The following is a 24,708-nucleotide window of genomic DNA, read 5'->3' on the forward strand; positions in this document are numbered from 1 at the left end:
AAAAACGGGGGAATTAAGGGAAGGATACACCAATGTGCGCAGGGTTACTTCTGAAACGCTTTTTTTAAGCTGATTCGTGAAATCAGCTCAGTCAGGGAAAGGACCATCGTAGAACGCACAACCTGTTGATAACGAAGCTTTTGCATCGCATACAGTTCAGGATCGCTGTTATCAAAATGCGGTGCCGGCGGCAGGGCGGTGACGCAGTGTAATTCGCCAAACGGCCCGAGAATTTCATCGTCGGTAAAAGCGTACTCATTACCGTCGTGATTTAGCTCTTCGCGCAGGGCCATCAGCAGTTCCGCGTCTTCATACTCGGGCCTGCTGAGGACGCCGAGGCCATAAATGAGCTTCAGGCGAACCGACAGATCGCCCAGCGGTCCGTCGCCGTCCAGTAACGGTTCTACAGCATATTTTACCGCGTAGTCGTCTTTGCGGAACACCTGAAGTACCAGAATATTCACCGCCTCGGTGAGTAACTCGACGGCGGCAATCAGGAAACTTCGTACGGTTTTGCCAGCATTCAGACGCTCAAGCACACGGTTTTCAAAGGCCTGGGTTTGTTCCATTATTGCCTGCATATCTGACAATCTGTCGTTCGGGCGCAGGAGAACCTGCGCCTGATCCTGAATCATTTGGTTGCGTTATATGCGTTAACCGCCTCCACAACCACGCTACTATTGGCCTCAAGCCCTGAAATCTCGGCAAGTGCCGCCTGCGGGCCTTTGGTATCGATCAATTGAGCCAGCTCCTGCGCCTGTGGGTCCTGCTCGCTGCGATAGTGCATGGCCCCCGCAATCCCTTTTACCAGGTTGGCGTGCGGCAGGTCGTACTCCAGCGTGCCCAGCAGCGGTTTGATCAGGCGATCGCCGGCGCTCAGTTTACGCAGCGGCTGACGGCCGACGCGCTCAACGTCATCTTTCAGATACGGGTTTTCAAAACGACCGAGGATTTTCTGAATGTATGCCGCATGCTTCTCGGCATCAAAACCGTAGCGTTTGATCAGGACCGCGCCGCTCTCTTCCATCGCACCTTTTACCACCGCACGGATTTTCTCATCGAGAATCGCATCACGAATGGTCTGATGACCGGCCAATTTTCCGAGGTACGCGGTTATAGCATGCCCGGTGTTCAGCGTGAAGAGTTTGCGTTCGACAAATGCCATCAGGTTATCGGTTAATTCCATACCCGGGATCGTCGGCAGCGGGCCTTTGAACTGAGTTTTATCAACAATCCACTCGCTGAAGGTTTCAACGGTCACTTCCAGCGGATCGTGAGTGGCGGATTCAGACGGCGGGACGATACGGTCCACGGCGGAATCGACAAAGCCAACGTGCTCTTCGACCCAGGCTTTATCTTCGTCGGCGACGGCGGCCAGAACGTGGCCTTTCAGCTGCGTGGTACCGCGCACCATGTTTTCACAGGCGATGATATTCAGCGGCGTGGTGATGCCCTGGGCTTTACGTTTTGACAGACCTTTCGCGACGGCAGGGGCGATACGCTCAAGCACAACCGGACCGACGGCGGTGGTCACCAGATCAACGCTGGCGATCAGGTCAATAACGTCCTCGCCAATGCTGCTGACGGCATTCACACCCGAGACGGTTTCCACCAGCTCGTTTTCGCCCACGACGTGAACCTGGTAGCTATGACGGGCATTCAGGGCGTCGAGCACCACTTGATTCACATCGGCGAATGTCAGCGTAATGCCCGCGTCTGCCAGCAGTTTGCCGATAAAACCACGACCGATATTACCTGCGCCAAAATGTAATGCTTTCATAGTATTAACCTTCATCAATGTTTTTACCCGAGAGGGCTGGGGTGAGGCATTTCCCTCACCCTAACCCTCTCCCGAAAGGGAGAGGGGATAGGACGCTGTTACTTGTTCAGCAGCGCCAGCACTTCTTCAACGCTGGTGGTCTGTGCCAGGCGCTCGATGACGGATTCATCATCCAGAGCGTTGGTCAGGCTGGTAATCACCTGGATGTGCTCGTTGTTGCGAGCGGCGATACCAATCACCAGACGGGCGATGTCGTCTTCTTCTTCACCGAAGCGCACGCCTGCCGGGTACTGACAGAACACCACGCCGGTTTTCAGAACGCGATCTTTCGCTTCAACCGTACCGTGTGGCACCGCGATGGATTCACCCAGATACGTTGGCGTCAGTTTCTCACGCGCCAGCATCGCATCAACATATTCTGGCTCGACGTAACCGCCTTTCACCAACTGCTCACCTGCAAAGCGGATCGCTTCTTCTTTGTGGCTCGCGGTGCGGCCGAGGAAGATGTTTTCAGCGCCCAGACGGAACAGGTGGCTGTCGTTTGGATCAAAGCTGTCTTTCAGGCTATCACGGACTTTCACTTCGTTGTCGGTGTGACGCTGTGCCGCCACCAGACGCTCGGTCAGGCTAGAGTACAGGCCGCTGTCGAGGAAGTTCGTGAGTGAAATGTGTTGTGCCTGTGGAACCTGACGCATCGCACGTTCTGTCAGATCGCGGTGCGTGATGACCAGGTCGACATCTGGTGGCAGGCTGTTGATTGCGCTGTTGGTCACGGAGATGTTGGTCAGGCCCGCATCCTGGACTTTTTTACGCAGCACGCCAGCACCCATTGCGCTTGAACCCATACCGGCATCACAGGCTACGATGATTTTACGCACGTGGCTCAGATCGTTAGAGACGTCGCCCGCAGTCAGCGGCGTTGCAGCGCCTTTAGATTCGGCTTTCATATCCTGCATACGACGGGTCGCAGCGTCGATATCGTCTTCTTCTTTCACTTTGCTGGTTTTCAGCAGGATAGCGGAAACCACGAAGGAGACTGCCATTGCCGCGCAGATTGCCGCGATGTTAGCGAAGTAGGCACCTTTTGGCGTCATCGCCAGAACCGCCAGGATAGAACCTGGAGATGCAGGAGAAACCAGACCGCCGCCCAGCACGCTCAGAGTGAACACGCCAGTCATACCGCCGAGGATAACGGCCAGGATCAGACGTGGGTTCATCAGCACGTATGGGAAGTAAATTTCGTGGATACCGCCCAGGAAGTGGATGATAGCCGCGCCGCCAGCAGACTGTTTAGCGCTGCCGCGACCGAAGAACATGTACGCGAGCAGAACACCCATACCCGGACCTGGGTTAGCTTCAATCAGGAAGAAGATGGATTTGCCCAGTTCATGGGACTGCTGAATACCCAGCGGTGAGAAGATACCGTGGTTGATCGCGTTGTTCAGGAACAGGATTTTCGCTGGTTCTACAAAGATAGAGGCCAGCGGCAGCATGTCGTGAACGACCATGAAGTTAACGCCCGCAGCCAGCACTTTCGACAGCACTTCAACCGCAGGACCGATACCCAGGAATGCCAGAATCGCCAGGATCATACCGATGATGCCAGCGGAGAAGTTGTTCACCAGCATTTCGAAGCCGGATTTGATCTTGCCATCAACCCAGACGTCAAATTTCTTAATTGCCCAGCCGCCTAAAGGACCTGCAATCATCGCACCGAGGAACATCGGCATATCCGCACCGACGATAACGCCCATGGTGGTGATAGCACCGACCACACCGCCGCGATCGCCGCCAACCAGACGACCACCGGTATAACCGATGAGCAGTGGCAGCAGATAGGTAATCATTGGGCCAACGAGTTTCGCCAGCGTTTCGTTCGGCAACCACCCTGTCGGAATAAATAACGCAGTGATGATACCCCACGCGATAAACGCGCCGATATTTGGCATCACCATGTTGCTCAGGAAACGACCAAAGCTTTGCACTTTGATCTTGATATCGGATGACATAAAACACCCCTTCTTCTGTTTACGCTTAGGCTTGCGGCCCGAGGTTTATCGTTAATGTGCGGCGGCAGAGGTAGCCGAGCCCTGTTCTGATGCTGTGAAATCTGGCACTGAATCGTTCAACTGTCCAGATAGTGAAATTTTTTGTGATCTCAATCACGTAAATGTAGGGGGTGGGGCTAAAATTGAAGTGATCTTCGTCACAAATATGGTGTGTAAAAAAAATACACAGGGGAAAAATCCGCCAGGATTGACGCTTTTATGTGATCATAATCACATTTTGTGTTGGCGGGTTTGTTGGATGTTTGTGATCATCTTCACAATAAATTTGAAGGCAGATTTCTCCAGGTGTGATCGCCGCCCACTTCTGTTTTGTCAATTCAGCCAGGCTCTAATCCAGTCACTGATTTTCCTCAACATGCTTTCATCCCTTAGTGTTATGGAGAAAAAGCGTAATGAGGATTAATCTGCTAATGTAAGATTAAGTAGATTATTAGTCAGGATATATTTTGTCACGCTATTAAACTTGCGCGGAGATATTTTAATAATAATACTCCACGGCTCTAATTTATATGTGCAAAGAAATTGCACAGTAAGAAATTAATTTGGTTGCTTACCATTTAATATTTTTAAAGAGTTGAAGCTATTTTAGTGAGGCAAATATGTTCCTTAACTATTTCGCGCTGGGCGTATTGATTTTCGTTTTTCTGGTCATTTTTTATGGGATCATTGCGATTCATGATATCCCCTATTTGATGGCGAAAAAGCGTAATCATCCCCATGCCGATGCGATCCATACAGCGGGCTGGGTCAGCCTGTTTACGCTGCATATCATCTGGCCATTCCTGTGGATTTGGGCCACGCTGTACCAGCCCGAGCGCGGATGGGGGATGCAAAATCACATTGCGCAGCCCCCGCAGCAACCCGATATTGATGCCCTCACCAGACGCGTTGCCGAGCTGGAACACCGGCTAGCCGCGGAGCCAACGCCCGCAGAAAAAAATACGCCGGAGAGCTAATCATGGATCTGCTAATTATTCTGACCTATGTCGCGTTTGCCTGGGCGATCTTTAAAATATTCCGTATTCCGGTTAACCAGTGGACGCTCGCTACCGCCGCATTAGGTGGGGTATTTATCGTCGCCGGTTTGATCTTATTAATGAACTATAACCACCCTTATACATTTACGGCGCAAAAAGCGGTGATTTCTATTCCGATCACGCCGCAAGTGACCGGGGTGGTGAGTGAAGTGACGGATAAAAATAACCAGCTAATTAAAAAAGGCGACGTGTTATTTAAAATCGATCCGGTTCGCTATCAGGCCCGAGTCGACAGACTGCAGGCTGATCTGGTCACCGCCACCTACAATATTGACGTGCTGAAAGGCCAGCTGTCGGAAGCGCAGGCCAATACCACCCGCGTCTCCGCAGAGCGCGACCGCCTGTATAAGGATTACCAGCGCTATCTGAAAGGCAGCCGGGCGAAGGTAAACCCGTTTTCTGAAAGCGATATCGACAACGCACAGCAAAACTATCTTGCGCAGGATGCGATGGTGAAAGCCTCGGTGGCCGATCAGGCACAAATCAAAAGCCAGTTAGACAGCATGGTCAACGGCGAGCAGTCGCAGATTGCCAGCCTGCGGGCACAGCTGACCGAGGCGAAGTACAACCTCGAACAAACAGTGGTGCGTGCGCCGAGCGATGGTTATGTCACTCAGGTGCTTATTCGCCCCGGCACCTATGCCGCAGCACTTCCACTGCGCCCGGTGATGGTCTTTATTCCTGACCAAAAACGCCAGATTGTCGCTCAGTTCCGCCAGAACTCTCTGCTGCGCCTGAAACCGGGCGATGACGCAGAAGTGGTGTTTAACGCGCTACCGGGGCAAGTATTCCACGGCAAACTGAGCAGCATTCTGCCGGTCGTACCGGGCGGTTCCTACCAGGCGCAAGGCTCCCTGCAATCCCTGACGGTGGTACCTGGCACAGACGGCGTGCTTGCCACTATCGATCTGGACCCTAGCGCGGACGTCGATGCCCTCCCAGACGGGATTTATGCCCAGGTGGCGGTCTATTCCGACCACTTCGCGCACGTCTCCGTCATGAGGAAAGTGCTGCTGCGCATGACCAGCTGGATGCATTACCTGTATCTCGACCATTAACGTTCTGCTTTTTTTGTTGCCTGATCCATACTTACACTTTTGTTGGCGTAAAGGATCAGGCAATGAAACTCATCGGCAGCTACACCAGCCCCTTCGTACGTAAGATTTCGATTCTCCTGCTGGAAAAAGGCATCACGTTCGAGTTTGTGAACGAACAGCCCTATCACGCGGAAACCGGCGTGGCACAGTACAATCCGCTCGGGAAAGTACCGGCGCTGGTAACCGATGATGGCGAAACCTGGTTTGATTCTCCAATTATTGCCGAGTACATCGAGCTGCTCGGGATTGCCCCGGCGATGGTGCCCCGTGAGCCGAAAGCGGCGCTGGCGATTAAACAGATCGAAGCGCTGGCCGACGGCATCATGGACGCGGCGCTGGTGTCGGTGCGTGAACAGGCGCGACCTGCCGCGCAGCAATCCGAAGCGGAGCTGGTGCGTCAGCGGGAAAAAATCAGCCGCAGTCTTGATATGTGCGAACAGCTGCTTCAGGACGGAAAACTCAAAACCGACGCGCTGAATCTGGCGACCATCGCCATCGCCTGCGCGATTGGCTATCTCAATTTCCGCCGCGTTTCTCCCGGCTGGTGCGTGGATCGCCCGCTGCTGGTCAAACTGGCCGAAACGCTCTTTAGCCGCGAAAGCTTTGCCCGCACCGAACCACCAAAGGCTTGACGCGGGTTATAACACTTCACCTCTGTACGCTGTACAATCCCTCTGCACGTTGACTCCCTCTCCCGTCGGGAGGGGGGAAGAACTCCAACCGCCAGGCATGTTAATGACTACTCATCGTTCCCTCTACAGCGAGATCCCTGCGACCGATCGCCTGCTGCGCGATCCGCGATTCACCCCTCTTCTTGAACGGTCCGGGCACACCCACATGGTGGCGCTCCTGAATGTGATGCAGGATGAAGCCCGCCTGCACATTCAGACGCAAAATACGCTGCCGCAGTGGTGCGAGGACTGGGCGAACGAGGTGGAAAAACGGCTGACAGCGCATACGCAAAGCGCATTGCGCCCGGTGATCAACCTGACGGGAACGGTGCTGCACACCAATTTAGGCCGCGCGCCACAGGCGGAAGAGGCGATAACGGCGGTCACGCAGGCGATGCGATCCCCGGTGACGCTGGAGTACGATCTGGACGGTGCCGGGCGTGGACACCGCGACCGCGCGCTGGCTGATCTTTTGTGCCAGATAACGGGCGCGGAAGACGCCTGCATTGTGAACAATAACGCGGCGGCGGTTCTGCTGATGCTGGCGGCCACCGCCAGCGGCAAAGAGGTAGTGGTGTCGCGCGGCGAGCTGGTGGAGATTGGCGGCGCGTTCCGCATTCCTGACGTGATGCGTCAGGCGGGCTGCGAGCTGCATGAAATCGGGACCACCAACCGCACGCATGCGAAAGATTATCGCGCGGCGGTTAACGAAAACACCGCGCTGCTGATGAAAGTCCACACCAGCAACTATCACATTGAAGGCTTTACTAAAACGGTGGAAGAGGCGGAGCTGGCGGAGATTGGCCGCGAACTGAACGTGCCGGTCATTGCCGATCTGGGCAGCGGTTCGCTGGTGAATTTGAGTCTCTACGGTCTGCCGAAAGAGCCGATGCCGCAGGAGATGATCGCCGCAGGCGTGAGCCTGGTGAGCTTCTCCGGCGACAAACTGCTCGGTGGCCCACAGGCCGGAATTGTGGTTGGTAAACGTGAACTGATTGCGAAGCTCCAGCAGCACCCGCTGAAACGTGCCCTGCGCGCTGATAAAATGACCCTCGCTGCGCTGGACGCCACGCTGCGGCTCTATCTCCATCCGGAGAAACTGGCCGAACGTCTGCCAACGCTGCGTCTGCTGTCGCGCGATGCGGCCTCGATTCGCGCTCAGGCGGAACTGCTACTGCCGCAAGTCGCCGCACACTTCCCCGATTTCGACGTGCGCGTGGAATCCTGCCAGTCGCAGATTGGCAGCGGATCGCTGCCCGTTGACCGCCTGCCCAGCGCCGCGCTGACACTGACGCCGCGCGACGGGCGCGGAAGCCAGCTCGACGTCTTGTCTGCGCACTGGCGTGCGCTGCCTACGCCGATTATCGGGCGCATTTACGATGGTCGCCTGTGGCTGGATCTGCGCTGCCTTGAAGATGAAGAACGGTTTCTGGAGATGTTGTTGAAATGATTATTGCCACTGCCGGTCACGTTGACCACGGAAAAACGACGCTGTTACATGCCATTACCGGCGTGAATGCCGATCGTCTGCCGGAAGAGAAAAAGCGCGGCATGACCATCGATCTTGGCTACGCCTACTGGCCGCTGCCAGACGGTCGGGTACTTGGCTTTATCGATGTGCCAGGCCATGAAAAGTTTCTCGCCAATATGCTGGCCGGGGTCGGCGGTATCGATCACGTTCTGCTGGTGGTGGCCTGCGACGATGGCGTGATGGCGCAAACGCGTGAGCATCTGGCGATTTTACAGCTGACGGGCCAGCCGCAGCTGACGGTGGCGCTCACCAAAGCAGATCGCGTCGAAGAGAGCCGCATTGACGAAGTGCGCGAAGAGATTCGCTCCACTCTGTTGGAGTACGGTTTCGCAGATGCGCCGGTTTTTGTCACAGTAGCGACAGAAGGGCGCGGAATCGACGAATTACGCGACCATTTACGGCATCTTTCCTCCCACGAACGAGCCAGCGATCACAGCTTCCGTCTGGCAATTGACCGCGCGTTCACCGTAAAAGGGGCCGGACTGGTGGTGACCGGGACGGCGCTCAGCGGTGAAGTGAAGGTGGGCGATAGCCTGTGGCTGACGGGTGTGAATAAACCGATGCGCGTGCGCGGGCTGCACGCACAGAACCAGCCCACGGAACAGGCCCATGCCGGACAGCGTATCGCCCTGAATATCGCCGGTGATGCGGAAAAAGAGCAGCTCAATCGCGGTGACTGGCTGCTGGCCGACGCGCCGCCGGAGCCTTCCACGCGGGTGATTGTCTCTCTGCACACCCACGCGCCACTCACCCAGTGGCAGCCGCTGCATATCCACCACGCCGCCAGCCACGTGACCGGCCGTGTCTCTTTACTGGAAAACGATTTGGCTGAGCTGGTGCTGGATACCCCTTTGTGGCTGGCGGATAACGACCGGCTGGTGCTGCGCGATATCTCTGCGCGTGTCACCCTGGCGGGCGCCCGCGTGGTGACGCTCAATCCGCCGCGTCGCGGTAAACGTAAGCCTGAATATCTGCAGTGGCTGGTGGCGCTGGCACAGGCAGAAGACGACCAGGCTGCGCTGGCGGTGCATCTCGAGCGCGGTGCGGTGAATCTCGCCGATTTCGCCTGGGGGCGTCAACTGAGCGGTGACGGTTTGCGCCAGCTCACGCAGCAGCCGGGCTTTATTCAGGCCGGTTACAGCCTGCTTAACGCACCGGTTGCCGCCCACTGGCAGCGCAAGGTGCTCTCTACGCTTGCGACCTACCACGAACAGCATCAGGACGAGCCAGGCCCAGGCCGCGAACGCCTGCGCCGTATGGCGCTGCCGATGGAAGACGACGCGCTGGTGCTGCTGCTGATAGAAAAGATGCGCGAGAGCGGCATGATCCACAGCCATCACGGCTGGTTGCATCTGCCGGATCACAAAGCCGGATTTACCCCGGAACAGGACGCCATCTGGCAAAAAGCCGCCCCGCTGTTTGGCGATGAACCCTGGTGGGTGCGCGATTTGGCCCGCGAAACTGCGACGGATGAAGTGGTGATGCGTCAGGTATTGCGCCACGCCGCGCAGCAGGGGCTGATTACCGCGATCGTCAAAGATCGCTATTACCGTAACGATCGCATCGTCACCTTTGCCAGTTTGATCCGCGATCTGCACCAGGAAAAGGGATCGACCTGCGCTGCCGACTTCCGCGATCGCCTGAACGTGGGCCGCAAACTGGCGATACAAATTCTGGAGTATTTCAATCGTATTGGCTTCACGCGCCGTCGGGGTAATGACCACCTGTTACGCGATTCGCTGCTGTTCCCGCAGATCGAAAAATAACCGCGCAAATAATCCGTGATACCTGTCGTAAAGCTGTAAGCGGCTGGCGAGAAAATCGCCAGCTGTGACTACCCTTGTTAGACACCAACAGCAAGGAGACGGTCATGACGAACAATCCTCCCTCAACGCGTATGCAGCCTGGCGAGTATGGTTATCCTCTCAAGCTAAAACCCCGGTATGACAACTTCATTGGCGGAGGCTGGGTCGCGCCGGTCGACGGCGAATACTACTCCAACCTGACCCCGGTGACCGGGCAGCCCCTGTGCGAAATTGCCAGTTCCGGCAAAAAAGATATCGATCTGGCGCTCGATGCGGCCCACAAAGCGAAAGAGAAATGGGCACACACCTCCGTTCAGGACCGCGCCGCGATCCTGTTCAAAATCGCCGACCGAATGGAGCAAAACCTCGAGCTGCTGGCCGCGGCAGAAACCTGGGATAACGGTAAACCGATCCGCGAAACCACCGCCGCGGATGTCCCGCTGGCAATTGACCATTTCCGCTATTTTGCCTCCTGTATTCGCGCCCAGGAGGGCGGGATCAGCGAAGTGGACAGCGACACCGTGGCCTATCACTTCCAGGAGCCGCTGGGCGTGGTCGGGCAAATCATTCCGTGGAACTTCCCGCTGCTGATGGCGAGCTGGAAAATGGCGCCCGCGCTGGCGGCGGGTAACTGCGTGGTGCTCAAACCGGCGCGCTTAACGCCGCTGTCGGTCTTGCTGCTGATGGAAATCATCGGCGATCTGGTGCCGCCAGGGGTGATAAACGTGGTGAACGGCGCGGGCGGCGAAATCGGTGAATATCTGGCGACCTCAAAACGTATCGCGAAAGTGGCGTTTACCGGCTCCACGGAAGTCGGCCAGCAGATCATGCAGTACGCCACGCAGAATATTATTCCAGTGACGCTGGAGCTGGGCGGTAAATCGCCGAACATCTTCTTCGCCGATGTGATGGATGAAGAGGACGCCTTCTTTGATAAAGCGATGGAAGGCTTTGCGCTGTTTGCCTTTAACCAGGGCGAAGTCTGCACCTGCCCGAGCCGCGCGCTGGTTCAGGAATCGATTTATGAACGCTTTATGGAACGCGCCATTCGGCGTGTGGAATCCATCCGCAGTGGAAACCCACTGGACAGCGTGACGCAGATGGGCGCGCAGGTTTCTCATGGGCAGTTGGAAACCATTCTGAACTATATCGATATCGGCAAAAAAGAGGGCGCGGATGTCCTGACGGGTGGCCGACGCAAAGTGCTGGAAGGCGATCTGAAGGACGGCTATTACCTGGAGCCGACCATTCTGTTTGGTCAAAACAACATGCGCGTTTTCCAGGAAGAGATTTTTGGCCCGGTGCTGGCGGTGACGACCTTTAAAACCATGGAGGATGCGCTCGAGCTGGCCAACGATACGCAATACGGGCTGGGTGCCGGGGTCTGGAGTCGCAACGGTAATCTGGCGTACAAAATGGGACGCGGTATTCAGGCCGGGCGTGTCTGGACGAACTGTTATCACGCCTATCCGGCCCACGCGGCATTTGGGGGATATAAACAATCGGGCATCGGACGTGAAACCCATAAGATGATGCTGGATCACTATCAACAGACGAAATGCCTGCTGGTGAGTTATTCCGACAAACCGCTGGGACTGTTCTAATTAATCAGAGCGGGTCGCCCCTGGGACGGCCTGCTTAATTCGCTCTCGCAGACTGTTCAGCACACCATCCAGAATGTACTGAACCCGCCACGGCTGATATTCGCGCTTGCGGAAAATAGCCGTCAGATCCAGCCACCACTCCTCCTGATGAGAAAAACAGGGCATTAAGATGCCCTGTTCGATCTCGCTTTTCAGGCTCTCTTTTGGCGCAAACACGATACCAAGGTGGTTGCGCGCAAGCTCCAGCGCCGTTTGTGTATTATCACAAATATAATTACCGGTGACTTTATAATCGCGCACTTCGTCGCTGCCATGAACGCGAAAACGCCAGATGTTAGCATCATCCACTAATATGGAATCTAATAAAATACAGGAGTGTTTAATTAAATCATCGGGTCCGTTAATGGGACGCTTTTTGATATATTCTGGCGTGGCGAAGGCGGTAACGGAATATTTGGTTAGCTGATAAGCCACCAGGCTTTCATCTTTGGGTTGTGCATAGGTAATTAAGATGTCGCAGTCGTCAGGAAACGTGACGCCTTCAGATAATTCATTACGATTAGGGTTATAGGTTTTTAAACAAATACGAATATCGCCGATCTCTTCGAGAAGATGGATCACATGGCGAGCGAGATAGGTGTTGATTCCTGTAGGCGCGTAAATCGTGACGCGTCCGCTTTTTTCATGTTTATAATCGGCAATAAAATTAATGAGTTGATTATTTTTATCAAGTGACGCGTTGATATAAGGGAGCAGCACCTCGCCGAACTGCGTGAGCGCCAGTTGACGGGTGGTACGTTCAAAAACTTTCAAACCCACGCGGGTTTCAAAATCTGCGAGATATTTACTGACATTGGCCTGCGCCATGCCTAACAACGCGGCGGCGTCTCCGATACTGCCGGTGGCGGCAATAACGGAAATAATTTTTAATTCACGTGGCTTAATCTGTAAATTATTCATCACGTACGCTCATCTATATGATTTCATATATAATATTATATAAACACATTTATTGCATCGGCAAATTTGTAACCATTATTATTCGCCTCGTTTGTTAGGCATTTAATGGATACAGGGAATGATTACTAAAAAGAATTTGCTCATCACCACAACCTTATTTTTCGCTTCATCAGCAATGGCGGGTGAATTTTCATTGGGTGCGGGCGCTGTTTTCAATGAATCGCCTTACAAAGGGTATAACGAAAATACGACTGCGATTCCACTCATTAGTTATGAAGGCGATAATTTCTACGTGCGCCAGACCACCGCCGGTTGGGCGTTGTGGAAAGACAGTAAGAATGAACTCAGCCTGACGGCGTCCTGGATGCCGCTGCATTTTGATCCCGATGACAATGACGACCACGCGATGAAGCAGCTCGATGAGCGCAAAGCATCTGCATTTCTGGGGGGCGCCTACTATCGCCACGAGCGCTGGGGTAGCCTGAAGTTTGGCGTCGCGGCGGATGCCATGGACGAAAGTGGCGGCGTGGTGGGTGAAATTTCCTACTTCCACCCGATCCGCATGGAGCGTCTGACCCTGATTCCGTCCGTGGGTGTGTTTTACTATGACGAAAGCTTCAACGACTACTACTACGGTGTTTCCGGCAAAGAGTCTCGCCACAGCGGTATGAACGAATACACCGCGGGCGATAGCTGGAACCCGTACGTGGGCCTAGTCGCGAAATACAAATTGACCAATAACCTGTTCCTGAATGCCAGCGCGGTTTACACCGTGTTGCCGGATGACGTTAAAAACAGCCCAATGATCGACCGCGAAGACAGTTTCGTGCTGATGACCGGCATGAGCTGGCGCTTCTAAGTTTAAAAAGTAGCCTCAAGGATGAGGCTGCTTCACCTACTTTCCCGGTGGTGCTGTGCTTGCCCGGCCTGCGGTAGCCAGACCGGGCAGGTTTAGCGTCGTCGGGTATTACGAGCCTGCCTCCACAATCTGCTGTAACTCTCTCGTTTGCCTGTTCTCTTTGCGATCTCCTTTCCCGCTTTGATTTTTTTCCACTGAAGTCGCTTAGCCAATAGGTTATCGTGATCTCAAGTGCCTGGCTGGGTGTGTCACAGTCGAGGGATATCAAACAGTCAATTTGCAGGAGGGTAATGTTCTACCCGGCTTATATTCATACCGACCGCGATGGCCGCGCGAACGATTTTTTCCCGGATGTACCGGGGTGTTTTTGCTGGTGGAGATCAATATGCAGCAATTTTATGGCAGAGCAGAGCGCATCAATATCACGCTCCCTGCCGTTTATTAGTGAAAATTGACGCGTTTATTTGCGAGCATCCAAAGTTCAGCAACCGAAGCGTCTTTCTTGCCGAGGCAGCACGGCGTGTGCTGCCTGGATGATCATCGTCATATGTAGAGATTTGCTGTCGCTTTTAAGATATCCGCGAAGGAATAGATGTCATCAACAGATGCAATGGGATGGCGTGTTTCATTTTTCTCGATGTCGAAGAGACCAATGTATTTTTGAGAACGGTTGAAATGCAGACGGCACAAAGGTTTTCTGTTGTTATCGTCAACCAGCACCCCGAAGTAACTTTTTGTATCCCGCTGGGTAATACGTGGTGCATCAAGTACCGCCCGAGTGATAGCTTTCACAATATGGTAGCCCTCAAGTTCTTCAAGGGTTGTCTCTATATCTTTGTCATCCTTTTGAACTTCTTCCTCGGTACTTTGCTGCTCATTTTGCGTACCTGGGATAGGGGAAGTAACTCCTGTGATGGCAGATTTAAGTCTTTCGTTAACCTGATCGTTAATGTATTGGCTGGCTGCCTTCTTCGTAAGATTGAGGAAAGACTCCCTGACTTTTTGTGTGAGTATTCCATCGTAAACCCTGGATGCGAAGAATTTCACAAAATCATCTTCAGGGTTATTTAGCTGGTTGTGAAGTATCTTTTTAATTTGGCTAACATATTTGAGTTCGCCAGCAGCATTGATGATTGATTCGAGGTCAAAAGAGGATTTGGTTAGCTTATTCAGTTCTGGGATAATATTTTCATCAATATCCAGAAGGTCGACTTCTAAAAATGGTTTCTCGTCCATTTTATTGGGTGCGTCGAGATCAGTATAAAACCGATAAATCTGACCGTTTGTTAATATAGAGATACGTGCATTTGTAACGTGGAAGTATCTAAAAAGTTGAGAGGCGTGGTTAATGTTTAACGGTTCACCAATTTTCTTGCACTCAATAAGTATCTGAACTTCATTGTTTTTCATTATGGCGTAATCAATTTTTTCGCCTTTTTTTGTTCCAACATCACAGATAAACTCGGGAGTGACCTCTGAAGGATCGAAAACATCGTAACCTAAAACATTATGGATAAAGGGCATGACAAACGCAGTTTTTGTTGCTTCCTCTGTAATAATAACGCCCGTTTGCTGCTTAATTTTATTTGATAAAGCATTGAGCCTTTCTGTGAAATCCATTTGATATCCTTTTTTTTAGCTGTGTGTAATTATGGGATATCATTAAACATAGTGTTATTCAATAAGGTACGCGGTGGGTTGAGGCTAAAAAAACGAATCCGAGGGCGCGATCACAGTTGTACAGAAAGATAAAATAAAAGAACCCGGTGTAACCGGGTTCAAAATATAAAATATATGAGCGATGAGATTTACACCTCATCCACCCATATCCGCATCTCGCCCTCGCCGCGGTTGGCCCAGCTAAACCACGGAATAAACGTTAATGTCTGAGTGTGTGGCGCAGTGGGCGTGCGGTCGTATTGCCAGAGCGGTTGCGGCTCGGTCTCAACGGCGCGTTGTGAGATGCCGTCAGCCTGAATTAGCATCTTATGCGAGAACAATCCTTTCCCTTCGAACACGCGGAAGGTGCTGTCGGCGGGCAGCGACAGGTTATGTAACCCCGCGCCGTTATCCGCCTCTTCCAGACAATAGACCAGCGGGCCGCGCTGCAACGCTACTTTGCCTGCCTGCTGGCGCACTTGTGGATTGCCGTATAACCGGCGCACCGGCATCGGCAGCGTGAGGGTCACAGAATCCCCCTCCTGCCAGCGACGGGTGAGATAACAATATCCCCGACGCACGTCGCCTGTTATTGCTTCACCGTTCAGCGCTATCTGCGGGCTGGCGCACCAGTCGGGCAGACGCAGGGCGAGAGTGTGCTCAACCGCAACCGGCGAGGTGATGTCGATCTTCACCTGCTCCTGCCACGGATAGTTGCCGCTAATACGCAGTTGCAGCTCGTGGTCTCCGACCGGAATGGCCGCGCTGTTGCCGACGTAGAGGTTGATAAACAGCGCCGCGGGGTGTGCGGTATAGATGTAGTGCCCAAGCGAAGTCAGCACGCGGGCGATATTCGGCGGGCAGCAGGCGCAGCCAAACCAGCGCTGACGAATCGGTTTGACGTGATCATAGATATGGTTGAAAGCCAGCGTTTTTGGATGGACCTCCAGCGGGTTCACGTAGAAAAAGTGTTTACCGTCCAGCGCCATGCCGCCCAGCACGGTGTTATATAACGCGCGCTCCATGACGTCGGCATACTGGCTATCCGCTTCCATCTCCAGCATCCGGCGGGCAAACATCATCAGACCAATCGAGGCGCAACTTTCGGCATAGACCGTATCATTGGGCAAATCGTAGTCGCTGCTGAAGGCCTCGCCGCTGCTCTGCGAGCCAATTCCGCCCGTAATATAGAGCTGCCGTTGCACCATATTATTCCAAAGACGCAGGCAGTCCTGGCGTTTGCTTTCGTCACCGCTCAGCCGCGCAAAGTGCGCCACGCCCGTCATCAGATAGACAAAACGCACGGCGTGCCCGATGGCGGTTTGCTGCTCCGCGAGAGGCTGATGCGCCTGACTATAGGCTTTATCTTTGACCATCCACGCCGGGCCGTAGTTGTGCCAGTGCGATGTTCTGCCGCGCTTTTCGTATTCGATATCGTAAAAATGCGGCTGCGCGCCGCGCTCTTCGACGAAATATTTCACCAGCGCCAGATAGCGTGGCTCCTGGGTGACGTCATACAGGCGCATTAACGCCAGCTCGATTTCCGGATGGCCGGGATAGCCGTGCAGCTGGTTTTCTCCGGGGCCAAACACGCGGTCGATATGATCCGCCAGTTTGCAGACCACGTCTAACAGCGCGCGTTTTCCAGTGCCCTGGAAGTACGCCACGCCCGCCTCGATCATATGCCCGGCGCAGTACAGTTCGTGGCACTCTGCGAGATTAGTCCAGCGTTCGTCAGGTGCTTTCACGGTGAAATAGGTATTCAGATAGCCATCGTCGCATTGGGCGGCGGCCACCAGCTCAATGACCTCGTCGGCGGTTTTCTCAAGTTCAGGGTCGGGTTTCTGGCACAGGGACCACGCCACGGCTTCGAGCCATTTGGCGACATCGCTGTCCTGGAAAACCATGCCGTAAAATTCTCCTTCTTCCCGCCCGGCAGCGATCCGGAAGTTGGTGATGGCGTGGCTCGGCTCCGCTTCGGCGATGCGGTCGTTCAGCGCATCCCACTGATAGGGAATGACCACATCCCTTACCAGCTGTTGATACTGGCCGAGGAACGGATCGTTAATTTTGAGCTTATGCAGGTCGGGTTCCATGATGGACATGTTGTTCTCCTCAGGACTGAACGTGACGCTGGCGCAGGTCGGTAGAGATGCGCGACATCATCGGATTAGTGAGTCTGCACCAGCGTATTGAAACGGCCAGCAGCAGGTGGAAAAGGGCGGGCAGCAACGTTTCCATGGTGGTGATGCCAGAAAGTGAAGCCGGGGTCTGGTTGCCCGCACCGGGCTGATAGGCGACGAAGATAAACACCAGGCTGATGATCCCGGCACTTGAGGCCCACGCCAGCTTGATGAAAAAGAGGTTAAAGGCGAAGTTCATCCCTGACGAACGCACGCCGGTTTTCCATTCGCCGTAGTCGTCGGCGAAGGCCATCAGCGAGAAGTGCAACGGCAGCGTAAAGCCGAGGATCACGCCGTTGCCCAAAATCACTGCCAGCCACAGGGTTTGATACGCCGGGCCAGTTGGCAGGAACCACATGGCGAATGCCAGTGCGGCCAGCACCAGGTTGGTGGTGTAGTACAGTTTCACCGTATCAATACGACGGGTGAGCGGGCTGACGATCACTGCGCCGAGAATGGCGGCAAAGGTCACCATGGTGAAGAACAGCGACGTATAGGCAGTGCTGCCCTCCAGCACGTAGGTGATGAAGTACATGTACCCGCCGCCGCGAATGTTAAAGACGTTAATCAGCAGGAAAGACATCACCAGCATCAATAGCAGTTGATCGTTGTTACGCAGCCCGGCCAGATGTTCGCGCAGGGTAAAGCGCCCCATCAGGGCCAGCGGGACGCGCTCGCGTACCCAGAAGAAACAGCACAGGAACATCACCACCGCGATGGCGCACAGCACGCCGACACCCAGCTGATAGCCCTGCGCAACGTTGCCCTGGCCCAGCGCCGCGACCAGCCACGGCAGGCCGACTGAGACCAAAAAGCCTGCCACGCCGCACAGCACAAAGCGCCAGGACTGGCAGGAGATCACCTCGCTATGGCGGGTGGTCATGGTGTTGATCAACGCACAGTAGGGCACGTTGATGGCGGTATAGCCAACGGAAAGCAACAGATAGGTGCCGAACGCCCATGCGATTTTCATCCCCATGCTGGCTTCCGGCACGGTGAACGTCAGGACGCCGATAATCCCGATCGGGAAGGCGATCCACAGCTGCCACGGGCGAAAGCGTCCCCAGCGGCTCTGGGTACGGTCGGCAATCACCCCCATGATGGGGTCAGAAACGGCATCAAATACGCGCAGGGCAATAAACAACGTACCGACCAGCGCCGGCGTCAGGCCAAAGACATCGGTATAGAAAAAGGTAAGGAAGTTCATGATCAGGCAGGTAATTACCGTCCCGCCAGCATCACCCAGGCCGTAGCCAATCTTCTCGCGCACTGACAGGCGCTCGTCGGCGACCTGTTGTACGACATCGGTTTGCGTAATCGGAGTGGAAGTCATTCGATAACTCCTCGTGAAGGGGATTTTATTATGTTCTGCAAGGTACCCAATTCATTCTGCACTGAAAGTCAGCGCCAACAAGGGAAGGGAAAAGTATAAAAAGATGACGATTCCGACCTGATGATGAAAATGTGATTTCGATCGGGCGTAAATACAATTATTCATTAATAATCAACGTGAAAGATGAATATTAATATGATTTAAAGCGGGAAATTGAATACCGATGCTCGAATTATCCATAGCGCTTCCGATTCACGTTCAAAACGGCGGGTTATTTATTTCCCGGGGCGTTGGGCGTCATCCCGCCCGTAAATTAACCTCGTGGGAAATCATCTTTGTCGAAAAAGGGACGTTAACGATTCAGGAGGAAAATACGGTTTTCGAGGTAAAAGCGGGTGAGAGTTTGGTTTTATGGCCCAACCGTCGCCACGTGGGAACCGAAGATTTCCCGGCCGATTTGCGGTTTTACTGGCTGCATTTTGACGTTGCGGCTGAGCCGCACAGGCCAGACGCTTTTACGCAGCTCGCCATCGAACAACATTGCCGTGTTCGTGAGGCTTCTTATGTGGTGTCTCTTTTCCGTCAGTTCCTGACGGAGCAGGAGAAATTACAGCGAAGCGTGGCGCTGGAATTAATGCTGCTGCTGATTTTGCAGCAAATTTCGTTTTCGGTGGGAAACGAGGAAATTCAGGACGAAGCAGGCACGTCGATCGCGTGGAGAGCCAAACAAATTATCCGCACGCAATTTCATCTGCCCCTTTCGACCTCGCAGCTGGCAAAAGAGCTGCACTGTAATGCGGATTATCTGGGGCGCGTGTTTCGTCGCACCTTTCATTTAACGTTGACCGAGGCGATCCATCGCCAGCGCGTCCGCTCAGCGGAGAAACTGCTGCTTGATGACGCGTCCTCACTTACGGAGGTGGCCAATCGCTGCGGCTTTAATGATGTCGGGTATTTTCGCCAGATCTTTCGCAAACACACCGGACTAACACCCGCCGTCTGGAAACGGCGGTATTGTAAGGAGCATATTAATTCCGGCTGATCACTGGCCGTAATAGGCATTCGCCCCGTGCTTGCGTAGATAGTGTTTATCCAGCAGCTCTTGTTGCATGACCGGCAACTGCGGCGTCAGCTGGCGCGAGAAAAGTCCCATATAAGCGCACTCCTCCAGCACCACGGCGTTATGGACCGCATCGGCGGCATCTTTACCCCAGGCAAACGGACCATGGGAGTGGACCAGTACCGCGGGGATCTGCATCGGACTTAGATCGCGCTCTTCAAAGGTTTTGATGATCACCTCCCCGGTCTGATACTCATATTCGCCCGCAATTTCTGCGGGCGTCATCAGCCGCGTGCAGGGAATATCGCCATAGAAATAGTCCGCATGGGTGGTGCCCCATGCGGGGAGATCCAGCCCGGCCTGGGACCAGATAGTCGCGTGACGCGAGTGGGTGTGGACGATGCCGCCAATCTCCGGGTAACGGCGATAAAGCGCCAGATGCGTCGGCGTGTCGGACGATGGCTTTTTGCTGCCTTCCACCACTTTGCCGGTGGCGATCTCCACCACCACCATGTCGTCTGCGGTCATGACGTCATATTCGACGCCAGAGGGTTTGATGACCATCAGACCGCTTTCGCGATCGACTGCACTGACGTTGCCCCAGGTAAATGTCACCAGCTGGTGGGCGGGCAGCGCCAGGTTAGCGGCCAGGACCTCCGCTTTGAGTTGCTCTAGCATGTCATGCCTCCTTCCTGCATGCGGGCTTCGATCCAGCGCCGCGCTTCGATAATTTCCAGGACCGGCTCTTTCGCTTTTTCGGTCCACATTTCGATTAAAAATGCCCCGCGATAGTTGAGCTGATTCAGGGTGTTGAACACGCCGACAAAATCGACGCAGCCCTCGCCAAACGGCACATCGCGAAACTGTCCCGGGCTTTGTTCGGTAACGGGCTGGGTGTCTTTCAGGTGGATGGCGGCGATTCGGTCGATGCCGAGGGTCAGCTCGGCGGTGACATCGTTGCCCCAGGCACTCAGGTTGCCCACATCCGGATAGACGCTAAACCACGGCGAGGCGAGCATCTCATCCCACTTTTTCCACTTGCTGATGGAGTTCATGAACGCGGTATCCATGATCTCCACTGCCAGCATCACCTGCGCGGCGGCGGCTTGTTCCACCGCCCACGCCAGCCCTTCGGCAAAACGCTGCTGCGTGCCCGCGTCGTGCTCTTCGTAATAGACGTCGTAACCCGCCAGCTGGATGGTGCGGATACCCAGATCGCGGGCCAGTTTGATCGCTTTGGTCATGATCTCGCGAGCGCGTTGGCGCACGGTTTCATCGCGGCTGCCAAACGGAAAACGGCGGTGCGCCGACAGGCACATGGACGGAATGGCGACGCCGGTTTCCAGCATGGCTTCGACCAGCGAGGCGCGCTGCGTGGTGCTCCACTCCAGCCGTGAGAGGCGCTCGTCGGTTTCATCCACCGACATTTCGACGAAATCAAAGCCGCAGCTTTTGGCTAACACCAGACGCTCCGGCCAGGAGAGATCCTTCGACAGCGCTTTCTCATAAATTCCTAAAGGATGCTGACGCATGGTTATTCTCCCCAGATTTCGCGGATTTGTGTGTGGAACGCCTGTGCTACTTGTGGTGGGTTAGCGGCCCCTGCCAGCGCCCGTCCGGCGATAAAGGCTTTGACGTTAATCTCCCGGAACAGCGGTAAATCCGCCGGGGTGATGCCGCCGGTGATGGAAAGCTGCAGGCCGATATCCGACAGGGCTTTCATCCTTGTGAGATCCTCTTCTCCCCACTGCTGGCCGCTGGCCTGGGCGTCGCGCCCACGGTGATAAATCGCCTGTTTAACTCCAACGCGGTGCCACGCGCGGGCGTCGTCCAGCGTCCAGTTGCCAAACAGCTCCATCTGGATTTCGCACCCGCGTGCGGCAGCCACCGCGTGGCCTTTTTCAACGGTTGCCAGCGGTGCGGCGCAGATGATGGTCATCCAGTTTGCGCCCGCATCAAAGGCCTGCTGCGCCAGCGTTTCACCGGCGTCAGCCACTTTCCAGTCGGCGACGATGATTTTGTCCGGGCACTGCTGGTGCAACGCGCGAACGGCTAAAAGGCCTTCCGTCAGGCACAAAATGGTGCCCGCTTCGACGATATCGACATGGTCGTGCAGCAGCGAGACATCGCGCTGGGCGGCCTGAAGGCTGGTGTGGTCGAGCGCCAGCTGCAGTAATGGTCGGCTCATAGGTCGTGCTCCTTAATTCGGGCGTGATAACCCTGCAATGCTGAAATCAATTGCTGATAGCGGTGATATTTGTGCTGATAGGCCGCGTGAGCCTGCATATCCGGCTCAACGACGCGGATGGCGTGTTTGAGATTTTGCTGCGCGGCAAAGAAGTCGGGATAAACCCCGGTGCCGACGAGGGCGGCCAGCGCCGCGCCGGAGCAGCCGGTCTCCTCGACCTGAGGCAGCTCAATCGCCAGGCCGCTGACGTCTGCCAGCATCTGCATCCAGACATCGGAATGGGTCGGGCCGCCGGTGACGCGCAGGGCAGACACATTGGTAAAGCGCTCCAGCATGCGGTTGAGGTGGGTCATGTGACAGAACACCACCCCTTCATACACCGCCTGCAGCAGGTGGGCGCGGGTATGGATCGCCTGCATGCCGTAGAAGCCGCTGGTCATCTCAAGCCCGGCGTTGCTGCCGTAGAGAAACGGCAGGAAAAACACGTCGCTTGCCGCTTTCGGCAGGCTGGCGATGGCCTGGTTGATCTCGTCAAAAGAGAGTTCGCCCCACTGTGCCGTGAGCCATTCAAGATTGCCGGAGGAGGTCGGGCTGGCTTCGTGAACGATGTACTGCTGCGGATGAACGTAGCGGCCATAGACGTAAGGGAAAGGTTCGTTATCGCGAATACCATTCGCAATACCGCTGGTGACGGCCCAGGTGCCCATCACCGCATTGAGCGTGTGCTCGTCGTGCAGCCCGGCGCAGATCGCGGTGGAAACCACATCAAACAAGCCCCCCACGACGGGCGTACCCGCCGCAAGACCGGTCAGGGAGGCTGCCTGAGAGGTGATTTCACCGCAAATTTCTGCTGAACCGACGATAGGTGGCAAGGCGCCGTCGATTTCAGCGATCCCAATCCAGCGGGTGAGCTGCGGGTCGTAGGCGCCCGTGTTCATGTTGTAGAGATTGGATTCGGAAATGTTGCTCTCTTCGCAGCCCTTTTTGCCCGTCAGGCACCAGCGCAGATAATCATGCGCCATCATTACGCAGCCGATTTGCTGGTAGCGCTGCGGCTCGTGCTCTTTAACCCAGCGTAGCAACGAGGCGGGGTGCCCGGTCCACAGGGTTTGCCGCGTGTGCGGGTAGAGCTTTTCGGGGATCTCGTCCTGCTGCCAGCGTTGCACGATCGCAAGCGCCCGCCGGTCGGAGGAGAGAATGGCGTTGCCCAGGGGGCGATCCTGTTTATCCAGCAGAAACAGCCCCTTACCCTGCGCGGAGATGCCTACGCCTTTGATTTGATCGCCACGAACACCCGTGCGTTTGAGCAGTGCGGCGACGGTTTCGTGGCAGCGCTGCCAGAGCAGGGACATATCGCGCTCCGCATAGCCCGGACGTGGGCTAAGGGTGGCGACCGCGCACCGTTCGATGCACTGTTCTTTACCCTGGCTGTTGTACAGACCGGCTTTCAGATAAGTACCGCCACAATCGATACCCAGCCAGAAGGGCTCTTTTTCACTCATCTTTGCGATTCTCTGTCGTTGCCGGGTGAGCGCAGCCCACCCGGCGTTTTCAGGCCACACGTTTGTGTGGATTCACCGTTGGATTGGGCTGTGCGCCGGCATCGCATTTCGCCGGCAGCAGCAGCGCTAACAGCGAGGCCAGTGCCAGGGAGATCGCCAGGCAGTAAACTCCCGCATCTTTGCTGTAAAGGGTGATCAGCACGCCTACCGCGTAAGGGCCGCAGAAGCCGCCAAGATTGCCAAGCGCGTTGATCACACCGCGCGCACCACCGGCCATTTCTGCGCTGAACAGACGTGCCGGAATGGTCCAGAAGACGCCCGCTGCCGACTGCAGGAAGAAACCGCAACCCACCAGCGCGGCGTAGGCCAGCCAGATGTTTTCTTTCAGCGCCACGGAGAGGAACATGCACAGAGCAAAACCGATCAGCGGCAGGGAGACGAACAGCTTGCGCTTGCCGGTGCGGTCAGAGAGGGAAGAGAACAGGAACATCCCGGCAATCGCGCCGACATACGGCAGAATCGCGAGCATTCCCACCTGGCCCATTGTCGAATGGGTTAGCTCCTTCAGAATGGTTGGCAACCAGAGGGTGTAGCCGTAAATTCCGGTCTGGTAGAAGAAGTTAAGGGCGATCAGCTGCCACATGGTTTTGTCCGACAGCACCGCACCGAGCGAGGCATTTTTCACCTCTTTGCCTGCGATAGCGCGCTGCTCGGCGGCCAGCGTTTCAACCAGATAGTTTTTCTCGGCGGCGGAAATCCACTTCGCCTCCTGCGGGCGGTCATAGATGGTCAGCGTCCAGAGAACCAGCACCACCAGGGACAGCAGACCTTCAATGATGAACAGCCAGCGCCAGTCGAGAGCCGTAATGATCCAGCCGGAGAGCGGGGCGGTAATGATCCCGGCAATGGGTACGAACATAATCACGATCGCGTTGGCGCGACCGCGCTCGGCGTCCGGGAACCAGTTGCTGATCATGGTCAGCACCACCGGCAGCATTCCGCCTTCGGCGACACCGAGTAAAAAGCGCAGTGCCAGCAGCTGATACTGATTGGTGACGATGCCCGTCAACACGGAGATCACCGCCCAGGCCACCAGCGACCAGCCGATGAATTTTTTACCGCTGCCGTGCACCGCGATTTTGCCGCCGGGAACTTGCAGGAACAGATACCCGATAAAGAATATTCCGCCTGCCAGCCCCGCCATGGTGGCGGTGATCCCTAATTCCTCATCCATACCGCCTGGCATGGCGAAGGCAATATTGACACGGTCCATATAAGAGATAATACAGGCGATAAGAATAGGGGGAATTATTCTTAACCAGCGTTGGCGCGGAATATCCGCATGTAGAGCACGAGAAGAAATAGTCATA

At 55.2% G+C, this 24,708-nt stretch carries 20 protein-coding genes and 1 pseudogene; 9 read left to right on the forward strand and 12 right to left on the reverse strand.

Features of this window, described 5'->3' with window-relative positions; all coding sequences use genetic code 11:
- Positions 1-44: 44 nt before the first annotated feature.
- From mtlR to C0560_RS00900, 3 genes are all read right to left on the reverse strand, one after another.
- Positions 45-635, reverse strand: a complete 591-nt coding sequence (gene mtlR / locus C0560_RS00890; RefSeq protein ID WP_102105052.1) for a mannitol operon repressor MtlR — start codon at positions 633-635, stop codon at positions 45-47.
- Positions 632-1,795, reverse strand: coding sequence for a mannitol-1-phosphate 5-dehydrogenase (gene mtlD, locus C0560_RS00895; RefSeq protein ID WP_248859433.1), 1,164 nt, complete (start codon positions 1,793-1,795; stop codon positions 632-634). Before mtlD ends, mtlR begins: the two co-directional genes overlap by 4 nt.
- An 83-nt stretch (positions 1,796-1,878) precedes the next feature.
- The gene (locus tag C0560_RS00900; protein ID WP_102105050.1) at positions 1,879-3,789 is read right to left on the reverse strand and encodes a PTS mannitol transporter subunit IICBA; all 1,911 of its coding nucleotides are present in this window, start codon (positions 3,787-3,789) and stop codon (positions 1,879-1,881) included.
- A 659-nt stretch (positions 3,790-4,448) separates the two neighbouring features.
- Here C0560_RS00900 and C0560_RS00905 point away from each other — a divergent pair.
- The 6 genes from C0560_RS00905 (at position 4,449) to aldB (ending at position 11,594) form a co-directional block, all read left to right on the forward strand.
- On the forward strand, positions 4,449-4,805 hold the full coding sequence (locus C0560_RS00905) for a DUF3302 domain-containing protein (protein WP_231275292.1): 357 nt from the start codon (positions 4,449-4,451) through the stop codon (positions 4,803-4,805).
- A gap of 2 nt (positions 4,806-4,807) precedes the next feature.
- Complete coding sequence (locus C0560_RS00910) at positions 4,808-5,944, forward strand: HlyD family secretion protein (RefSeq protein WP_100778167.1); 1,137 nt, start codon at positions 4,808-4,810, stop codon at positions 5,942-5,944.
- Positions 5,945-6,006: 62 nt separating this feature from the next.
- Entirely contained in the window at positions 6,007-6,615 is a 609-nt protein-coding gene (locus tag C0560_RS00915) for a glutathione S-transferase (protein ID WP_102105046.1), read from the forward strand.
- A gap of 103 nt (positions 6,616-6,718) precedes the next feature.
- Positions 6,719-8,104 carry an L-seryl-tRNA(Sec) selenium transferase gene (gene selA / locus C0560_RS00920; protein ID WP_248859435.1) on the forward strand — a complete coding sequence of 462 codons (1,386 nt, stop codon included), beginning with the start codon at positions 6,719-6,721 and terminating at the stop codon, positions 8,102-8,104.
- Positions 8,101-9,951 carry a selenocysteine-specific translation elongation factor gene (gene selB, locus C0560_RS00925; RefSeq protein ID WP_248859437.1) on the forward strand — a complete coding sequence of 617 codons (1,851 nt, stop codon included), beginning with the start codon at positions 8,101-8,103 and terminating at the stop codon, positions 9,949-9,951. Before selA ends, selB begins: the two co-directional genes overlap by 4 nt.
- Before the next feature lie 104 nt (positions 9,952-10,055).
- Positions 10,056-11,594, forward strand: coding sequence for an aldehyde dehydrogenase AldB (aldB, locus tag C0560_RS00930; protein WP_102105043.1), 1,539 nt, complete (start codon positions 10,056-10,058; stop codon positions 11,592-11,594).
- On the opposite strand, the gene C0560_RS00935 is transcribed toward aldB, so the two are convergent.
- Entirely contained in the window at positions 11,595-12,554 is a 960-nt protein-coding gene (locus C0560_RS00935) for a LysR family transcriptional regulator (RefSeq protein ID WP_100778162.1), read from the reverse strand.
- A 118-nt stretch (positions 12,555-12,672) separates the two neighbouring features.
- Between C0560_RS00935 and C0560_RS00940 the strand changes: the two genes are divergently transcribed.
- Both C0560_RS00940 and C0560_RS00945 read left to right on the forward strand, forming a co-directional pair.
- Positions 12,673-13,413 carry a MipA/OmpV family protein gene (locus tag C0560_RS00940; protein ID WP_102105042.1) on the forward strand — a complete coding sequence of 247 codons (741 nt, stop codon included), beginning with the start codon at positions 12,673-12,675 and terminating at the stop codon, positions 13,411-13,413.
- Between the two features lie 290 nt (positions 13,414-13,703).
- Positions 13,704-13,950: pseudogene (locus C0560_RS00945) on the forward strand (type II toxin-antitoxin system HicB family antitoxin).
- Positions 13,951-13,956: 6 nt separating this feature from the next.
- Here C0560_RS00945 and C0560_RS00950 read toward each other — a convergent pair.
- The 3 genes from C0560_RS00950 to C0560_RS00960 all read right to left on the reverse strand — a co-directional run bounded on the left by C0560_RS00950 (position 13,957) and on the right by C0560_RS00960 (position 18,588).
- Positions 13,957-15,033: a type I restriction endonuclease gene (locus tag C0560_RS00950; RefSeq protein WP_123429687.1), complete on the reverse strand. Its 1,077-nt coding sequence runs from the start codon at positions 15,031-15,033 to the stop codon at positions 13,957-13,959.
- A 188-nt stretch (positions 15,034-15,221) separates the two neighbouring features.
- The gene (locus tag C0560_RS00955; RefSeq protein WP_248859439.1) at positions 15,222-17,177 is read right to left on the reverse strand and encodes a glycoside hydrolase family 127 protein; all 1,956 of its coding nucleotides are present in this window, start codon (positions 17,175-17,177) and stop codon (positions 15,222-15,224) included.
- Positions 17,178-17,187: 10 nt separating this feature from the next.
- Positions 17,188-18,588 (reverse strand): MFS transporter, encoded by a 1,401-nt coding sequence (locus C0560_RS00960; protein ID WP_248859441.1) that lies wholly within the window; start codon positions 18,586-18,588, stop codon positions 17,188-17,190.
- A gap of 223 nt (positions 18,589-18,811) precedes the next feature.
- Here C0560_RS00960 and C0560_RS00965 point away from each other — a divergent pair, with 223 nt between their 5' ends.
- The gene (locus C0560_RS00965) at positions 18,812-19,630 is read left to right on the forward strand and encodes an AraC family transcriptional regulator (RefSeq protein WP_181827128.1); all 819 of its coding nucleotides are present in this window, start codon (positions 18,812-18,814) and stop codon (positions 19,628-19,630) included.
- Here C0560_RS00965 and araD read toward each other — a convergent pair whose 3' ends face one another.
- Genes araD through C0560_RS00990 form a run of 5 tightly spaced genes read right to left on the reverse strand, consistent with a single transcriptional unit; the run spans position 19,631 to position 24,707 of the window.
- Positions 19,631-20,326: an L-ribulose-5-phosphate 4-epimerase gene (araD, locus tag C0560_RS00970; RefSeq protein WP_100778157.1), complete on the reverse strand. Its 696-nt coding sequence runs from the start codon at positions 20,324-20,326 to the stop codon at positions 19,631-19,633.
- Positions 20,320-21,180, reverse strand: a complete 861-nt coding sequence (locus C0560_RS00975; protein ID WP_100778156.1) for an L-ribulose-5-phosphate 3-epimerase — start codon at positions 21,178-21,180, stop codon at positions 20,320-20,322. The genes araD and C0560_RS00975 overlap by 7 nt, the downstream gene beginning before the upstream one ends.
- A 2-nt stretch (positions 21,181-21,182) precedes the next feature.
- Positions 21,183-21,836, reverse strand: a complete 654-nt coding sequence (gene ulaD, locus C0560_RS00980) for a 3-keto-L-gulonate-6-phosphate decarboxylase UlaD (protein WP_248859443.1) — start codon at positions 21,834-21,836, stop codon at positions 21,183-21,185.
- On the reverse strand, positions 21,833-23,338 hold the full coding sequence (locus C0560_RS00985; protein ID WP_248859445.1) for an FGGY-family carbohydrate kinase: 1,506 nt from the start codon (positions 23,336-23,338) through the stop codon (positions 21,833-21,835). The genes ulaD and C0560_RS00985 overlap by 4 nt, the downstream gene beginning before the upstream one ends.
- A gap of 49 nt (positions 23,339-23,387) precedes the next feature.
- Positions 23,388-24,707: an MFS transporter gene (locus C0560_RS00990; protein ID WP_100778153.1), complete on the reverse strand. Its 1,320-nt coding sequence runs from the start codon at positions 24,705-24,707 to the stop codon at positions 23,388-23,390.
- Position 24,708: the final 1 nt, after the last annotated feature.

This window comes from Lelliottia sp. AC1, from assembly GCF_023278595.1.
GTDB classification, from domain to species: Bacteria; Pseudomonadota; Gammaproteobacteria; order Enterobacterales; family Enterobacteriaceae; genus Enterobacter; species Enterobacter nimipressuralis.

Coding starts and splice junctions, on each gene's coding strand:
- C0560_RS00975 (WP_100778156.1), bottom strand. CDS start 21,180: ATGCGTCAGCATCCTTTAGGAATTTATGAGAAAGCGCTGTCGAAGGAT.
- C0560_RS00900 (WP_102105050.1), bottom strand. CDS start 3,789: ATGTCATCCGATATCAAGATCAAAGTGCAAAGCTTTGGTCGTTTCCTG.
- C0560_RS00955 (WP_248859439.1), bottom strand. CDS start 17,177: ATGTCCATCATGGAACCCGACCTGCATAAGCTCAAAATTAACGATCCG.
- C0560_RS00915 (WP_102105046.1), top strand. CDS start 6,007: ATGAAACTCATCGGCAGCTACACCAGCCCCTTCGTACGTAAGATTTCG.
- araD (WP_100778157.1), bottom strand. CDS start 20,326: ATGCTAGAGCAACTCAAAGCGGAGGTCCTGGCCGCTAACCTGGCGCTG.
- C0560_RS00935 (WP_100778162.1), bottom strand. CDS start 12,554: ATGAATAATTTACAGATTAAGCCACGTGAATTAAAAATTATTTCCGTT.
- C0560_RS00990 (WP_100778153.1), bottom strand. CDS start 24,707: ATGACTATTTCTTCTCGTGCTCTACATGCGGATATTCCGCGCCAACGC.
- C0560_RS00940 (WP_102105042.1), top strand. CDS start 12,673: ATGATTACTAAAAAGAATTTGCTCATCACCACAACCTTATTTTTCGCT.
- C0560_RS00960 (WP_248859441.1), bottom strand. CDS start 18,588: ATGACTTCCACTCCGATTACGCAAACCGATGTCGTACAACAGGTCGCC.
- mtlR (WP_102105052.1), bottom strand. CDS start 635: ATGATTCAGGATCAGGCGCAGGTTCTCCTGCGCCCGAACGACAGATTG.
- aldB (WP_102105043.1), top strand. CDS start 10,056: ATGACGAACAATCCTCCCTCAACGCGTATGCAGCCTGGCGAGTATGGT.
- C0560_RS00985 (WP_248859445.1), bottom strand. CDS start 23,338: ATGAGTGAAAAAGAGCCCTTCTGGCTGGGTATCGATTGTGGCGGTACT.
- C0560_RS00950 (WP_123429687.1), bottom strand. CDS start 15,033: ATGGATTTCACAGAAAGGCTCAATGCTTTATCAAATAAAATTAAGCAG.
- ulaD (WP_248859443.1), bottom strand. CDS start 21,836: ATGAGCCGACCATTACTGCAGCTGGCGCTCGACCACACCAGCCTTCAG.
- selA (WP_248859435.1), top strand. CDS start 6,719: ATGACTACTCATCGTTCCCTCTACAGCGAGATCCCTGCGACCGATCGC.
- mtlD (WP_248859433.1), bottom strand. CDS start 1,795: ATGAAGGTTAATACTATGAAAGCATTACATTTTGGCGCAGGTAATATC.
- C0560_RS00905 (WP_231275292.1), top strand. CDS start 4,449: ATGTTCCTTAACTATTTCGCGCTGGGCGTATTGATTTTCGTTTTTCTG.
- C0560_RS00965 (WP_181827128.1), top strand. CDS start 18,812: ATGCTCGAATTATCCATAGCGCTTCCGATTCACGTTCAAAACGGCGGG.
- selB (WP_248859437.1), top strand. CDS start 8,101: ATGATTATTGCCACTGCCGGTCACGTTGACCACGGAAAAACGACGCTG.
- C0560_RS00910 (WP_100778167.1), top strand. CDS start 4,808: ATGGATCTGCTAATTATTCTGACCTATGTCGCGTTTGCCTGGGCGATC.